This is a genomic window from Streptomyces sp. DH10, assembly GCF_029813805.1.
Taxonomy (GTDB): Bacteria; Actinomycetota; Actinomycetes; order Streptomycetales; family Streptomycetaceae; genus Streptomyces; species Streptomyces coeruleofuscus.
The window spans coordinates 156371-172041 of sequence record NZ_JARVKU010000012.1; the positions used below are offsets into that span (position 1 = coordinate 156371).

Below are 15671 nucleotides of genomic sequence, written 5' to 3' on the forward strand. Positions count from 1 at the left end.
CCGGCGGTGCTTCTTCGGCGCGGTCACGTGCCCGTGCCGGGAGCGGCGGACTGTTCGATCACCAGGCGCAACCGGTGCAGCCCCCGACGGGCGTGGCTCTTGACGGTCCCCAGGGGTATGCCGGTGCGTTCCGCGATCTGCGCCTGGGTCAGGTCCTCGTAGAAGGCCATGCAGAGCACTTCGCGCTGCTGCTGCGGCAGCCGGGACAGGGCGTCGATGAGCAGCACCCGGTCCAGGACGCGCTCCGGTGCCGTCTCGCCCTGCTCAGCGCCGGCGTCGGAGTCGTGGGCGGCCGAGTCGATGAGCGTCAGACGTCTCGTCCTGGCCGCCAGCGCGTCGACGGTCTTGCGTCGGGTGATGCCGACCAGCCAGGCGCCGAGCGGTCCCCGTTCCGGGCGGAAACCGGCCCGCCCGTGCCAGGCGCCGAGAAAGACCTGCTGGGTCACGTCCTCCGCCTCGTGGGCATCACCGAGCAGCCGGGTGGCCATGGTGTGGACGAGTGAGCCCCAGCGCCGGTAGATCGCGGCGAACGCCTCCTCGTCGGCGGCGACGAGGCCACGGGCCAGTTCCTCCTCATAGCGCGTCTCCTCCACGGGCGGGGCGAGGGTCGTGGATCGTGTGTTGGTGATCATGGCCTGGTTCCTCCTGCCGGGCGCCGTGCGGGACGGAAGACGATCTGCCGGACCACACCGGTCGCGCTGTTCGGGGCGGCGACCATGCGCTCAAGAACCAGCGTTCGACGCTCAAACGACGCACAGCAACATGCGTCGATTGTGCGTCGTAAAGTGGGGGATATGGGCATACACGAGCGGGATGACGAGGGGATGCCGACGGGCGCCGGCCTGACCACCGGCGAGGTGGCCCGGCGGCTGGGAGTGGCACCCACCACGGTCCGCACCTGGGACCGCCGCTACGGCCTCGGTCCCGACGCGCACACCGGCGGCCGGCACCGGCGCTGGACGGCCGGGGACATGGCACGGCTGGAGCGGATGTGCGCCCTGACGGCGACCGGCATAGCGCCCGCCGAGGCGGCGCGCATGGTGCGCGGCGATGCCCCGCCCGAAGCGGTCCCGGCCCGGCCGGCCGCCGGCGCGGCACCGCGCCCGGCCGTGCGGGCTCGCAGCCGTGCGGGCAGCGGGCTGCGCCTGGGGGATGTGCGTCAGGAATGCAAGGGCATCGCCCGTGCGGCCCTGCGCCTCGACGCCGCCGTGCTGGACGAGCTGCTCGAAGCCGTGATCGACGAGCACGGTCTGGTCACCGCCTGGACCGAGGTGATCATGCCGACGCTCCAGGCGGTCGGCCGCAAGTGGGAGAGCTCGGGCGAGAAGTACGTCGAGGTCGAGCACTTCCTGTCCTGGCACGTCTCCGGCGCGCTGCGACGCAGCACCCCCACCGCGGTCGCCGACCGCCCGGGCGCCACCACGGTGCTCGCCTGCGTGCCGGGAGAGAATCACACGCTGCCGCTGGAGGTGCTGGCCGCCGCGCTGGCCGAACGTGGCCTGCCGGTGCGGATGTTCGGCGGTGCCCTGCCCGTGGAGTCGCTCGTCACGGCCGTACGCCGGACCGGGCCGGCCGCGGTCGGGCTGTGGGCGCAGTCCCGTACCACCGCCAGCCGGCCGCTGGCGCAGCACGTCGCCGCGATGGAGTGGGGAGTGCGCGGGGCCCGCCGCAAACCGGTCGTCCTGACGATCGGCCCCGGCTGGGCAGGCCGGACGTCGGCCGGCCTGCCCCGCCCGGCCGGGCTGGCCGAGGCCGTCACGCTGCTGGAGTCGGTCGTGTCGCACAAGCCCTGATCGGCTTGCGTGCACAAGCTCTGATCGGCTGCATCCGGACACGGCCGATGGCCGGGCGGTGAGGGACGGAGCGGTGCCGTCGGCCCAACGGGCCGGGAACGGGGTGCGGAGATGATCGGGGGCGCGCGGCCTGGGACCGGTGCCACCGGCGAGCGGGGTGGGACCCGGTGATCCAAGGGCCTGCCGCCGCTCTGGGCGGGGTGGTCGTCGCAGGCGGCGCCATCGGCCTCAGGCTCGAGTCTCGGGCATGGGCTGATCGAGACCGACGCCGCGACCGTGACCGTGGCGGAGTGGCCGGACGGTCCCGCGCGTCCGGCGGAGCGGACCTGATGCTCCTGGGACGAGGACGGCGGCGACTACGACGAAGCGGTCACCGCCCCCCTGGCCCTTGCTGCGGTACACGGCCCCCGGCGACGGCGCGCTCACTGTCGATGCGGCCCCGTCACGCTGCCGCATGATGCGGTCCGGTGCATACGAACGGCTGGTGCACGCCCGGCTGGCGCGCTCACCCGGCGGGGCGTGTGCTGCGCGCGACGGCGCAGACGGTGTGCGACGTGCCCGCAAGTGCTGGCATCGCGGTCGGGCACGTCGGAGCCGGTCACACGGACGGCGGGGTCGCTGACGAACAGGGGGCCCTCGTCGGCCGCGCCAGCGCGGCGTGCAGAGACGGGTGGTCGTACAGACGCGCGTCCGAGGTGAGCAGGACGACCGAGACGGTCATGGCGTCACTCCAGGTGCGGTGAGGCAGCGGACGGGGGATGCTGCCTCTTCCTTCGCCCGGCGCGGGCCCGTCGGACGCGGGTGGCACGCGAGGCGCTCCGGCGTCCGCTGGTGCGGCCAGCCGCCGCCACGGCGATGTTGCGCGCCATGCCGCCGAACACGACGGCGTGGAACGGGGCGACGCTCCACCAGTAGGCGTGCCCCAGCAGGCCGCGCGGATGGAACAGGGCGCGCTGCCGGTACCGGGTGCGGCCCTCGTCGTCGGTTTCGGCGTACATCTCCAGCCAGGCGAGGCCGGGGAGCCGCATCTCGGCGCGCAGCCGCAGCAGATGACCCGGCTCGATTTCTTCGACCCGCCAGAAGTCCAGCGAGTCGCCGACCCTAAGGCGCTCGGTGTCACGCCGTCCCCGGCGCAGTCCGACCCCACCGGCGAACCGGTCCAGCCAGCCCCGGACCGCCCATGCCAGTGGAGAGGAGTACCAGCCGTTCTCGCCCCCGATGCCCTCGACGACCTTCCACAGTGCCTCCCGCGACGCGTCGACCGGCCTGTGCCGCTCGTCCTCGTAGAGGCTGCCGCCGGCCCAGTCCGGGTCCGTGGGCAGCGGGTCGCTGGGGGCTCCGGGCACCGAGGCGGAGGACCAGCGCGTGGAGACCTGAGCCTCCCGCACCCTGCGCAGCGCCAGGGACAGGGCCTCGTCGAAGGGCAGCGGCCGGCCCGGAGCGTCCGGCACGTACTGGGCGATGTCGTGCTCGTGGCAGACGACCTCGTGCCGCAGCGACTCGGTGAGCGGCCGGGCGAGGGAGGCCGGGACCGGGGTGACGAGGCCCACCCAGTGGCTGGACAGCCGGGGAGTGAGGACCGGGACCGGCACGATGAACCGCCGGGGCAGCCCGGCGACGGAGGCGTACCGGTTCATCATGTCCCGGTAGGTGAGGACGTCCGGCCCGCCGATGTCGAACCCCCGGTCGACGTCGTCCGGCATGGTGGCCGACCCGACGAGGTAGCGCAGCACGTCCCGGACCCCGATCGGCTGGGTGCGGGTGTGCACCCAGCTGGGCGTGACCATGACGGGCAGGCGTTCGGTGAGGTAGCGCAGCATCTCGAAGGACGCCGACCCCGAGCCGATCACGACGGCGGCCCGCAGCACGGTGGCGGGCACGGGGGAGTCGAGGAAGATCTCTCCCACCTCGGCCCGGGAACGCAGATGCGGGGAGAGCGACTCCTCCGGGACGCCGCGTGGTGTGAGCCCGCCGAGGTAGACGATCCGCCGTACGCCGGCGGCACGCGCCTGTTCGGCGAAGATCCGCGCGGCGGCGCGGTCGGTGTCCTCGAACCGGGAGCCGCTTCCGAGGGCGTGCACCAGGTAGTAGGCGACATCGATCCCGCGCATCGCGGCGGCGACCGACTCCGGATCCGTGACGTCCCCCCGGACGGTATCTGCCTCCGCCGCCCAGGGGTGATCGCGGAGTTTGCCGGGGGAGCGGGCGAGGCACCGGACGCGATGACCGGCCTCCAGCAGCTCCGGCACCAGGCGCCCGCCGATGTACCCGGACGCCCCGGTGACCAGGCAGTGCAGCTGCTGCCCGGTCGGCTGTCCGTCCGCCGCCATGGTCGTGCCTCCCGTCGTCCGCCGCCGTCGTCGTCGTGCCGCCGGATCGCGGCCGACCCCGGCACGAAGACTTCCCCCTCGGCCGCCCCGGCGGATGCACGACACCGGGGGAGCGAAGCTACGCCCCCGAGCCCCGCCCGGTGGATCTCCGCGAGGGTGAGGCCGGCGTGCCGGGCGTCTTGGAGGAGGCCGTGGTACCACCGTAGTTCCGCAGGACTACCACCGCCCTGTCGAAGGCCGAGTCCCTCTTCATGTCGAACTCCTCCTCGGTGAAGACCGGCTCGGTGAGGTGCGGCGGAAAGCAGTGCGGTGACTGGTGCGAGGACAGGTGAGGCGGGCTCTCCGAGCCGTAGTAGCACCGTCTCGCCGTCGTGGATCACGTCGTCGACGGTGAGCCGCAGCGTCCGGCTCACCGCGGACGCCTCCCAAACTCGCCTACAGGCACTGTTGGTTGTTCTCGGACCTGGCACATATTCCGTGAGGCGAACGGTGAGGCAGTGGCCTTGGCATGTGCCCTCGATGTGGCGGTGCGATTACCTCTGGGGTAATCGCACCCTCCAACCATCCTCAACTACGTTCTGGTCATCGCTAACACCCCGGAACGAAGGAGCCTCGTGGTGTCCGCTTACGGCTTCGCTCATCTCCGCAGCCACCGGAATCACTCCGACATCATCGAGTATCTGGAGCGCATCCAGGCGACCCTCGACCCCTTCGCAGGCCGCTTCGTCATCCACGGCCCGCCGGCCGAAGTCGTCGAGGGTACGTGGCCCGGCAGCATGGTGCTGATCGAGTTCCCCAGCCTTGCCGAAGCCCGTGCCTGGTACGACTCTCCCGCCTACCGGGCCATCCTGAGGTTGCGCACCGACCACATCGAGGGCGACTTGCTGCTGATCGAGGGCGTCGGGCCGAACTACGACCCGGCCGAGCGAGCTCGCAAGTTGCGAACAGAAGTCGGCCGAGCGGGCCAGTCGACCACCTAGTCCTGCAGCCGCCTCCTCGAGTGCCGAGATACTTCCGCACTTCTGATCCTTCCGAGGGCTGCGCGGGGGCACGGTGGTCGGTGTCGGTTGTACGTAGGCGGAAGGGAGCGGGGTGGGGGAGCCGGACGCATGGGATGAGGTCACAGCGGGGTTGAAGGGGTTCAGGCCGGCACTGGTGGCGCGGTTGCTGGAGCTCGAGGCAGCCGCGGCGTTGACCCCAATGCATGCCCACCGATGCCCGGGCCTTCTGCCTGAGCACCTGCAGATCCGGCGTACCGACAGCCGAACGACGCGACACCATGCACGACTGTGTGGTGGCAGCGGCCGCCTGACACCGGATCCGACTACGCGCAGCCGGGCTGCTCGGACAACCATTCCGTTGCCGCGTCCAAGACGGGATCCTTGCCTCTCCCGCGCCCGAGGTTGTCGACGACTGGCTGGTCAGGAGGAATGGGGCTGTCGTATGCACGCCCCGTGCGGTCGGCATCCATCACCTCTGTCAGGTTGAGGATCGCCCCATCGGACAGTCGATGCCGTGCGTTGCCGGTGGGGAGGCCTGTGGTGTCCTCGCCGAAGGAGCGCGTATCGGGCCGTCCGCGGAAGGCCACTGTCACCGCCTCCCCGCAACTGGCAGTGGAACGGCTGGTGAGCACCGCAACAGGGGCTGATCCGCCGCCTACTGGAGGACTTGTTCCCCAGCCGGTGGAGTCACCGTCCAGACGAGGGCTGCCCTTCTCGACGGACCACACCGTCTTCTTGCCGTCCGCATCGACGAATGATCCGACGTCGCCGTCACCGAGGATCGGTCCCACGACGGCGAGCATCGGCCACATGTTGCCACCGCGGTTGCGGCGCAGGTCGATCACCCAGCCGCAGGCGTTCGGACGATTGGCCTTCGCCACGGCATCTCGTCCTTCCCGCACGTACTGCTGCAAGACCTTCTCAGATCCCCGCACTCCGGGGAGCGACAGATACCCCACGCGGCCGGGCAACGCCCGCCCTTCCACAGGCTGGCGGACCTGCTCGTCCCCGGACAGCTCCTTCGCCTTCTTCGGGTCGAAGAATTCGCTGTGCCCGTCTCCCAGTCTGCCCAGGGCTGCCTGGATGGCCTCATAGGTATCGACGGGACGCTGCGCGTTGCCGGCTTCGGTGAAGGCTGTTCGCCGTACCTCATCCCATTCGACATCGTCGCGGCGAAGTGCCTTGTCCTCCATGACGGTCAACGCGGTGGACAGGTAGGACCGAGCCTCGTCAGACATTGCCGCGCCAGGGGGCGATGCTTCCCCTCCCGAGCACCCGGCCCCAACAGCGAGAACGCACACCAACCCAGCAGCCCTTAAGCGCGGCAAACGCCCCCGAACCACGTGCCCTCCCAGTCGGCCAAACCAGTTGATCTATTGGTGACCCTAACTCCTGATGATCAGTGAGCGGCCGACTCCGGTTCAGAAGCAGGCTCTGAGCTTGTTCTTTAATTTCCGGTCGTTCGCGGGTCGGCGGGCGTGCTGGGAATTCGTTCGCGGTGCCCTGCGACTACGGATTAGCGTCTCGCGCGTGGACATCACAGATCCCAAGGACATGGTCCGGCGTGGGTACGATGCGGTTTCCCTGCGTTACGACGAGGTGTACGGCGCTGAGACGAAGTACCAGTCATGGCTCGGTGAGCTCTGCCGCCGGGTCCCGGACGGCGGGATGGTGCTGGACGTGGGCTGCGGAAGCGGGAAGCCGGTCGCGCGTACTCTGGCTGCCGCCGGCTACCGGGTCACCGGAATCGACATCAGTGAGGTGCAGGTCCGACGTGCCCGGGAGCGGGTTCCCCAAGCAGATTTCATTCATGGCGATGCCACGGCAGCGTGCTTCGATGACGCTTCCTTCGACGCCGTTGTCTCCCTCTTCGCCCTGATCCACATTCCGCAGGCTGAGCAACCGCCCCTGCTGCGAAAGATCTCCCGATGGCTGCGACCGGGAGGCTGCTTCGTGGCCACCACGGGACACGGCGAGTGGACCGGGACCGAGGAAGACTGGCTCGGGGGCGGTGCTCCGATGTGGTGGAGCCATGCGGATGCTGCCACCAACCGTAAGTGGATCGAGCAGGCAGGTCTGACGGTTGAGCGGGAGGAGTTCGTCCCCGAAGGCGATGGCGGGCATGCCCTGTTCTGGGCGCGCCGCCCTTAACAGCACCGGAGTGACCGAGCCGGACCCGCTGACTGCGTCCGCGGATACGAGGGTTTCGAAAAGCGGCTCGAACTTGACCGCCCACCTGGGTATTCGTCGGACGTGGAAGCGACCTTCGTCTGATCATGTGCTCCGACCAAGGTGCACGTGACCCCGACGAAGGCCGTGAGAGTGAGTCTGCTGCCCGAAGCTGTTCCAGAGGAGTCGTTCGCGGAAGCGCCGCGCTAGCGGGACGAGTTGTACGCGTGTCTGACCATGCGGGGCGATGAGCTGTTCGAGCCGGCGGACGCGGTGTTGTGTGCTCCGGGTGCGGTGCACTCGGCGGTGGAGCTGACGTAGGTGCCCGAGCACGGCGTGGGCATGGCGAGATGTACGACGGTCTCAACCAGGGCCGGATCGAAGCCGACTGGCTGCGGCAGGTGCTGGCCTCCCTGCCACTGCCCCGGTTCCCGGACGGACGCCTTGTGTTGGCGGTGGACGTCTCGCCGTGGCTGCGGTCGGACGCGCCGTGTTCGCCGGACCGGTTGTTCTGCCACGTCTATGGCCGTGCCAAGCCCGCCTCCCAGGTCATTCCCGGCTGGCCGTACTCGTTCGTCGCCGCGCTGGTGATGGGCTCCACATTCTGGACGCAGATCCTGGACGCCGTCCGCCTCGGGCCCGCCGACGACGCCACCGCAGTCACCGCCACCCGGCTCCGCGATCTCGTCGAACGACTCATCGCGGCGGGCCAGTGGCGGCCCGGCGAGCCGGACATCGTCATCGTCGCCGACGCCGGTTAAGACGTCACCCGCCTGGCCTGAGTCCTGCGGGATCTGCCCGTCGGGCTGATCGGACGCATCGGCAGCGACCGCGTGATGCGGCTCTCGAAGCCGCCCCGGGTTTAGGACCCCGAGGGGGGTCGGCCACCCAAGCACGGCCCAGAGTTCCGCTTCGCCAAGCCGGAGATCTGGCCCGGACCGGCGGTCATCACCCGCACCGCGACGAACTACGGCATGGCCGTCACTCAGGCATGGGACGGCGTCCACCCGCGGCTGACCCACTGGGCCGCATGGCTCGACCACGAAGGCGGACTCCCGCTGGTGGAGGGGGCGTTGATCCGGCTGGAGGTCGCGCATTTGTCGAAATGCCGCGAGGCGCCGGCGGTATGGCTGTGGTCGTCGAAACCGGCGCCGGCGACGCTGACGTCGACCGGGCCTGGCAGACGTTCCTCCGCAGATTCGACCTGGAGCACACCTTCAGCCGACCACACCCGGCCGTCTCACCCCGAGCCGAGTCCGCCGGACGTTTCGGAACCTCCGCCAGCACCTGCCCTGTCCTGCGAGAGCACCGAAACCCCACCGGCCCGGCCCCGGACGGCCACGCGGCACGAGAAACAGATACCGGGCGCCTTGCTACGACGTCGGCAATACCGTCCGGCGCGAGAAGACACTCATCGCCCTGCAACGGCCAAGTCTGCTCGGAGGTTAAACGACAGGCTCAGCGCAGCCGTCGCACATAGGCGTCCGCTTTCGGGCTGCGTGGGCCCGGCGCCAGGTTGTCTGCCGTGGAGGAGAAGGCCACAGTCCGGGCCCGGGCGTCGAGCGGCCGGTCCCCGGTGTCGGCCTGGACCGGGGTGCCGGTCGCGTCGGTGATCGCCACCCTGGTGCGGCCGTTGCGCAGGTCGCGCAGGTACCAGGTGCCCGGGTCCGACGTGCCCGCGAACGCCCGGAAGAGCAGGTGCCGGCCGTCGCGGCTCAGCGCCCCGTCGGCGGTCGACAGGGCGGGGTCGGGCGCCTCGACGATGCGCAGGGCGTCGGTGCGCAGTTCGCGGACGAAGACGTTGGTACCGTCGCCGTTGGTGTCCTCGGGGCCGAGGTCGGTGGACGTCGAGGTGAAGGAGGCGTAGCGGCCGTTGCCGCTGAGGCCGGCCTGGGACGCCCTGCCGTTGCCACGGGCGCCGTCGGGCGTGGTGTGCAGCGACCTGTGGGTCCCGGTGAGTGGGTCGGCCACCTTGACGTCGGAGGCCGGATTGTCGTACGGCCAGTAGCTGCTGTTCGTGTACACCATGACGCTGCCGTCGTCGTTGAGCAGCGGCCTGGTGGCCCGGTGCAGGGCGAACGGGTGCTTCGTCAGCTCCCCGGTGCGCATGTCGCGTACGGCGACCGACGCGCCCGGTCGGGGGACCGTCTCGCTCACCGCGAACGCGACATACCGACCGTCGGTGCTGACGGACGCGTGCAGCGCCCGCGTCAGGTAATTGCCGAGGTCGTTGCCGACGTACCTCACTTCCCCGGTCCGCAGGTCGCGCCAGTAGACCGACTGCTTGTCGTGGACTTCGCCCGGAATCAGGTCGGTCGAGGCCGACACGAAGACCACGTACCGTCCGTTCGCGCTGATGGCTCCCTCGGTGCCGCCGAGCCCGGACTGGCCTCCGGCGGCGTCGGTACTGACACGCTGGGTGCGGCCGGTCCTCAGGTCCCGCAGGAAGACGTCCGGGGCGCCGTTCGTGTCATCGGGGACCAGGTTGGAGGCCGATGACGTGAAGACCGCGTAGCGGCCGTCGGCGCTGAGCGACGGGGCGTCCGAGGCGCCGTCGGCGCCCTGGCTGAGGCGGACGGTGTGCCGGGCGCCCGGCTTCTTCCCGTGGTGCTGGCGGTGCGGGTCGTGCGGTGCCGCCTGTGCTCCCGTCGGCGCCAGCAGCGCCGCCGCGCACACGCAGGTGGTGACGGCCACGGCTGTGGCTCCGAGTCTGCTTCGCATGGATGTGTTCCCCCTCGACTGGTGCGGACGTGGACGCCGCCCGGGCTCGGCATGCCCCGCGTGCCAGGCGTCGGCGGCGGCCGTCAGCGTCGACCGGGCGGTCACCGGACGTCGCGGCGCCAGGCGGCGCACCTCTGATAAAACTCCAACTGCCGCCTCTGGACAATCCGATGAATGCGGTACAACCAGGCGGCGAGATCAGCGGTCCGTACGCTTGCTCAGTCCTGGCAGACGGCACCAGGACTGAGAAGCCGCGCAGTCGGCCATGCAGTGACGGGTGGATTCGAGGGGCCGTATGCGGCCAGTGGTGCAGCGGCGGCGCTGCGTTGCGGTCAATGGTGTCGCCAGGGCGGTGAGGCGTTCGGCCAGCGAGTCAGGATCGGTTGTCGTCATGGCGGTGAGGCCTTGGAGACAGTCTCGGATCCCTTTGAATCTACGGCGAACGTGGGGGCAGGAGGCAGGCTGGGCCGGTTGAGCGCTCGTCGGTGTAGGCCTATCGGCGGCACGGGCGGTGTGAGAGGGCGGGAGGTTCGGGACTTGTTCGAGGGTTTTGAAACACAGCGGGTTGAGGTCGATGAGGGATCGATCTTTGTTCGCCATGGCGGGGAAGGGCCGCCGGTAGTGCTGCTGCATGGCCACCCCCGCACCTCTGCCACCTGGCATCGCGTCGCCCCGCTTCTCGTCCAGCGGGGTTTCACCGTCATCTGTCCCGATCTTCGCGGGTACGGGCGGTCCACAGGACCGGCACCTACCGCAGATCACGCGGGACACTCCAAGCGGGCCGTCGCCGGCGACGTGGTGGAGGTGGTGCGTTCTCTCGGACATGGCCGGTTCGCGCTTGCCGGACACGATCGCGGAGGCTATGTCGCGCTGCGTCTCGCCCTCGATCACCCAGAGGCGGTCTCGCGGGTGGCGCTGATGGACTGTCTGCCTCTCACCGAGCACCTGTCCCGCATCACGACCGAGTTCGCTACACAGTGGTGGCACTGGTTCTTCTTCGCCCAGCCGGACATCCCCGAGCGCGTCATCAACGCCGACCCGGACAGCTGGTACCGAGGCGACCCCCGGGCTATGGGGCAGGACAACTACGACGAGTGGCGTGCGGCCACGCGAAATCCCGACGTGGTGCGGGCGATGCTGGAGGACTACCGGGCGGGTCTCACCATCGACCGCCGGCACGAGGAGGACGACCGCGCCGCCGGGGCACGGATCCAGTGCCCGGCACTGATCCTCTGGTCACTGCGAGACGACCTCGAGGACCTGTACGGGGATCCAGTGAAGATCTGGCGGTCATGGGTTTCGGACGTACGCGGCCACGGCATCGACTCCGGACACCACGTCGCCGAAGAGGCCCCGGAAGCGCTCGCCTCCTCCCTCGCCGAATTCTTCACCGGGCGGCATCACGCATAGGGCCGGTGGATGTCGGTCCACCAGCTATCCGCAGGGCGGAACCCCCGGTGGCGGCGGTGAGCTGCTGCTGTGGCCGCCCGCCCGGGCGTACTGGCATTGGCGCCTTCCTGCACCGCCCTCGCCGCGTCCGCCGCGCATCGCTGTGAACCGCTTTACGTCTCCGCCCAGGGCAGCGCGCGGCGCGAGATCGAGGCCGGCTCCCTTCACCCGTTCGAATGACGTCGACGTACGTTGGCTGCGGCGGTGGAGGCCCGGCCGCCGGCGCCACCTGCCTCCACCTGATGCTCCTGGCGGCGGCGAGTGGTGGGACGCGGGTACTGGGAAGCCTCGTGGTGGCCGCGTAACGGAAGTGCCGGGGATGGATCCCGCAGCGGCACATCGTGGCCCCATCTCTCGTCGGTGTGGGGGAGCGCAAGGGGCTCGGTGAGGACCAAGAGGAGCGTGAACCGCTCTCCGCCGCGTGCGCTGGAGTCTGGTTCGACCTGGGCAAGGCCATGCACAGGCAGGTCGAGCGCTGAGTCAAGCGCCTTCGTCTTCGAACACGACCTTTGCGATCCTGACGAGGTCGTCATGAGTTAGCTGGGGCGGAGTCCAGTTCCGGCTTCAGGCGTGCTGGACGAACGGCTGGTCAGCGGTGAGGTGGAAGCGCTCGACGTAGTAGGCGAGGTCGGAATACCAGAACCACTGGCCGTCGGTGAGCAAGGACAACGCGCCGATCAGCTCATGTCAGGGCTGAGGACGTCATGAACGCTGGCCCGGGGGCGGAAAGAACCACCCTTTCGCGCGGTCGGGCGAGGGCTTGTTCGTCCTGATCTCCTTCGTCGCGTGCGGCGGCAAGGAGCGAAGGTCCGTCAGGCCGACCGTGCCGAAGTTCCCGGAACTCGCCGATGAAGCGGTCCGACACGGAGGGCTGGTGGCTGCTCATGTCGCGGGAGCCTAGCCGCCTGAGGCAAGGTCCTTCAGAGGCTGTTTCTTAACCCCGGACCGGCCGGGTGACCGCCCTTGGACCGCCTGTGCGACTGGATCCTTGAAGGGGACGGTGCTGGCCTCCCCAGGCACACCGTCGCATTCTCACCAGCCACTCGACAGCTACTCGCCCGCGCTGGAGGCACGCCTGTCCGTCGGCCGGTCGCTGCCGCAGACAGCGTCCACGGCCGTGGACACCCGAGTCGTTGAGCTCACGGGCTCGACAGAACGGGCGGCTGCGTGATCGTCGCGGTGAGCGGCGCGATGGACTACGTCACCGGCCCCGCGTTCCGTGCCGCCGCTCATGGGGAGCGCCCTGGTCATGGCTGCTGCTTGGTGCGGGCAGCTGAGGCCTGCCCGGTGTCTGCGCCGGAGCTGACGTGCCGCTGGGTCTCCTGGGGGCCGTGCCAGTCCAGGCACATGGCGGTGGCGTCGTCCGCGAGCCGGCCGTCGGCGGCGTCCCGGACTGCGGACGTCAGCGCCAGCACGGTTTCCCGCGGGTGCAGGTGGCGGGTGTGTTCGAGGAGGACGGGTAGGTCGACCGTCTCCCCGTGGCGTTCGAGCATGCCGTCGGTGACCATGAGCAAACGGTCGCCGGGGCGCAGATCGAGGTCCTGAACACGGTAGGGGCGGAGTGTGAACTCGGACAGTCCGAAGGGATGGTCCACCTTGCAGGTGATCACCTCCATAGTCCCGTCACGCATGCGCAGTGGCCAGGGGTGGCCGGCGTTGACGAGCTGGGCCTGTCCGGTGTGGAGATGGATGCGCAGGAGCTGTCCGGTGGCGTGACCGTGGCTGTGTTCGATCAGTGCCTGGTCGGCCCGGTGGGCCTGCTCGGCCAGGCCGGCTCCTGCGCGGCGGGCGCCGCGCAGGGCGCTGACCAGGAGGGTGGCGGCCAGAGCGGCGTCGATGTCGTGGCCCATGGGGTCGGTCACCGACACGTGCAGGGTGTCGTGGTCCAGGGTGTAGTCAAAGGTGTCGCCGCTGAGGTCTTCGTAGGGCTCCAGGTTCCCGCTCAGGGTGAACTGTGCGGCCTCGCACGACAGTGACGGGGGCAGTAGCTGGTACTGGATTTCTGCCGCCAGGGTGGGGGGGGTCTGGAGCGTTTGCCCCAGGTGTAGAGGTCGGTGAAGCGCCCGTTGGCGATCACGATGTAGGCCAGGAGGTGGGCGGCCTCCCCGACCGCATCGAGGACGTCCGCGCCGGGGTCGGCCGGAAGGAGCAGCTCCAGCAGCCCGATCGCATCCCCCCGGTTGGTGACCGGCACGATCACCCGATGCCCGTGCCCGGTCGCCTCCTGGTACAGCCGCTGGGTACGGATCACTTCCTCGTAGACGCTGCCGAACATGGGGATCCGCTCAGCCTCCCGGCCACCCTCCGAAGGGGCGGTGGACAGCCGCGCCACCGCCTTGCCCGTCAGGTCCACGATGAGGAAGGAGACCTTCGTGGCCTTGAAACGCCGCCGCAGGTCCTCCGCAACCACGTCGACAGCGTCCACCGGCGCCGCCGTCTCGGCTGCCGTCAGCACGCGGGGAAGACCACTCTGCCCACCACGCACGACTGCGGTCCCTTCCACCAGCCCCTCCTACCAGCATGAGAACCGCCGCGGAGAGCGTCAACCAGTGGACACTCGCGGTAATCGAAGACGGTCACGTCATGCTCTCGCGGAACCGAGAACGAACATGACCCAGACAACGACACGGATACGTCAACAGCCCATCTTTGATCTTGGGCCTGAAAACAGTCGCTCATGGGCGGTCAGACGTTGGCCTCGGTGCTCGTCAGGAGCGCGTGCTGACGTACCGCACACCCGGGCCCCACTTCTCCATGGCCGACGCCATGCACCACTGACACGGTGAAGACTCCGAAGGCGCAAGCGAGGCGCAGTGAACGCGCCTTCGCCCGGCTGAAGTCCTGAGGGGCCTGCGCAGAACCCGCTGCTCAACCCGACGGATCAGCCATACCGCCCAAACCGCCCACACTCTCTTGACCTGCGACTATGCAGTTGAAAGAGATTCAATGGGTGTGCGTGGTCACCAGCGGCTTGGTCTCGTCGACGACGTATGTGGACAGCATCATCGTTGTTACTTTCCCGATATTGCGGGCATTGTGGATGGTTTCAGTGGGGATAAAGAAGGGGTCGCCGGTGCGAAGCCGCAGGGTGGTCCCGTCGTCGAACTCCATCAGTACGTCGCCGCGGACGATGTATCCGACCTCCACTCCCGGGTGGCTGTGGCGGCCCGATTCCTTACGCCGAGGTATCTCGACGAGGGTCTGCACGGTCTTCCAGCCCTCGGCGGGCGACGGGTTCTCCTGGAGCAAGGTGCGCGTTACGCCGGCGGTCGGGTCGGGATCAAGCAAGTGATGGCCACGGGACGGTGTGGAAGAGGCCTCAGCAGTCGAGGCCAAAGCGGCGGCGCCGACCGCGCCAGCTGCCGCCACGCCACTGGTCCGCAGAAGAGAGCGACGATCCAACATGATGAACTCCTTGATGGATAGGCAGAGTTGCGTTTCCCTCCTGTGGACGCCTGGAACAGCGTGATGGTTCACCTTGCAACGCTGCGTCTTGTACAGCGGACTGCCGACGGGCTTTCGGGCAGTAGAGGGCCGCTGCCTCGGTCACCGTCAGCCCACGGCCGATCCGCAGCCGCACGGCGGTCGGATCGGCCACTGTCTTCGGCGGCCGCCGCCCTCGCATCTCCGGCCGCTCACCGGCGACCCGCACCCCGTACCGGGTGGGAAACCAGACCCGGGTCCGCCCGGCCCGCGGCAGGGCGACCCGGCCGACCAGTCCTTCGGTGCGCAGCTTGGCCAGCCGGCGCCTCGTCTGCTCGATCCGCACCCCGGCGCGATCACCAGGTGCATCTGTTCAGTGGTGGCCATCCGGTACTGCACCACCGCCAGTGCCAGCCGGTCCCCACCGCCCACGTCCACGTCGGTCACGTGGCTGCTACCGCCGCCACCGGTCCGCGACGATCCAGAACCCGGCGCACACGTCAACGACCGCCTCGTGGACTGATGATGCTGGTCCACCCGGCAGCGACGACCCCGACCGGCTGCTCGTCGCGGCGAAGTGCGCCCTGGCGGAGTGGGCCACCGACGACTACTACTGCGACGACGGGGCCGCGCCGGAACCCCTCGGCGCGCGCCTGGGAATCGCCTACACGGCCTTCGACCCCACCCATCCCCATGGTCGAGGCCTCCTGTCGCGTCCTGCGCGGCGACTCCTGACGCCCCCCCCGGCCGTGTGCTTCCTGCGCGGCCGCCGGGCAGCACCACCG

The 15671-nt window shown here is 69.6% G+C and carries 10 protein-coding genes and 2 pseudogenes; 5 read left to right on the forward strand and 7 right to left on the reverse strand.

Going from position 1 to position 15671, the window contains the following annotated elements; genetic code table 11:
• Nucleotides 1-23: 23 nt before the first annotated feature.
• A complete protein-coding gene (locus QC385_RS24730) occupies nt 24-632 on the reverse strand; it encodes an RNA polymerase sigma factor (RefSeq protein WP_279543544.1) in 609 nt (202 codons plus the stop codon).
• Nucleotides 633-794: 162 nt separating this feature from the next.
• Here QC385_RS24730 and QC385_RS24735 point away from each other — a divergent pair, with 162 nt between their 5' ends.
• Nucleotides 795-1793, forward strand: coding sequence for a MerR family transcriptional regulator (locus QC385_RS24735; RefSeq protein ID WP_279543545.1), 999 nt, complete (start codon nt 795-797; stop codon nt 1791-1793).
• Nucleotides 1794-2391: 598 nt separating this feature from the next.
• Here the strand turns inward: QC385_RS24735 and QC385_RS24740 are convergent.
• Both QC385_RS24740 and QC385_RS24745 read right to left on the reverse strand, forming a co-directional pair.
• On the reverse strand, nt 2392-2514 hold the full coding sequence (locus QC385_RS24740; RefSeq protein WP_279543547.1) for a hypothetical protein: 123 nt from the start codon (nt 2512-2514) through the stop codon (nt 2392-2394).
• 4 nt (nt 2515-2518) lie between these two features.
• Nucleotides 2519-4123, reverse strand: a complete 1605-nt coding sequence (locus QC385_RS24745; protein WP_279543549.1) for an SDR family oxidoreductase — start codon at nt 4121-4123, stop codon at nt 2519-2521.
• 617 nt (nt 4124-4740) lie between these two features.
• Here QC385_RS24745 and QC385_RS24750 point away from each other — a divergent pair.
• Nucleotides 4741-5103, forward strand: coding sequence for a DUF1330 domain-containing protein (locus QC385_RS24750; RefSeq protein ID WP_279543551.1), 363 nt, complete (start codon nt 4741-4743; stop codon nt 5101-5103).
• Between the two features lie 344 nt (nt 5104-5447).
• On the opposite strand, the gene QC385_RS24755 is transcribed toward QC385_RS24750, so the two are convergent.
• Nucleotides 5448-6362 (reverse strand): S41 family peptidase, encoded by a 915-nt coding sequence (locus QC385_RS24755; protein ID WP_279543552.1) that lies wholly within the window; start codon nt 6360-6362, stop codon nt 5448-5450.
• Between the two features lie 292 nt (nt 6363-6654).
• Here QC385_RS24755 and QC385_RS24760 point away from each other — a divergent pair, with 292 nt between their 5' ends.
• Nucleotides 6655-7275, forward strand: coding sequence for a class I SAM-dependent methyltransferase (locus QC385_RS24760; protein WP_279543554.1), 621 nt, complete (start codon nt 6655-6657; stop codon nt 7273-7275).
• A gap of 255 nt (nt 7276-7530) precedes the next feature.
• Nucleotides 7531-8742 (forward strand): annotated as a pseudogene (locus QC385_RS24765) (transposase).
• A gap of 9 nt (nt 8743-8751) precedes the next feature.
• Here QC385_RS24765 and QC385_RS24770 read toward each other — a convergent pair.
• Nucleotides 8752-10014 (reverse strand): TolB family protein, encoded by a 1263-nt coding sequence (locus QC385_RS24770; RefSeq protein ID WP_279543555.1) that lies wholly within the window; start codon nt 10012-10014, stop codon nt 8752-8754.
• A gap of 537 nt (nt 10015-10551) precedes the next feature.
• On the opposite strand from QC385_RS24770, the gene QC385_RS24775 reads away from it, so the two are divergent.
• Entirely contained in the window at nt 10552-11424 is an 873-nt protein-coding gene (locus QC385_RS24775; protein ID WP_279543556.1) for an alpha/beta fold hydrolase, read from the forward strand.
• Nucleotides 11425-12710: 1286 nt separating this feature from the next.
• On the opposite strand, the pseudogene QC385_RS24780 reads toward QC385_RS24775, so the two are convergent.
• Nucleotides 12711-13888 (reverse strand): annotated as a pseudogene (locus QC385_RS24780) (PP2C family protein-serine/threonine phosphatase).
• 518 nt (nt 13889-14406) lie between these two features.
• Nucleotides 14407-14868 carry a cupin domain-containing protein gene (locus QC385_RS24785; RefSeq protein ID WP_279543558.1) on the reverse strand — a complete coding sequence of 154 codons (462 nt, stop codon included), beginning with the start codon at nt 14866-14868 and terminating at the stop codon, nt 14407-14409.
• Between the last annotated feature and the right edge of the window lie 803 nt (nt 14869-15671).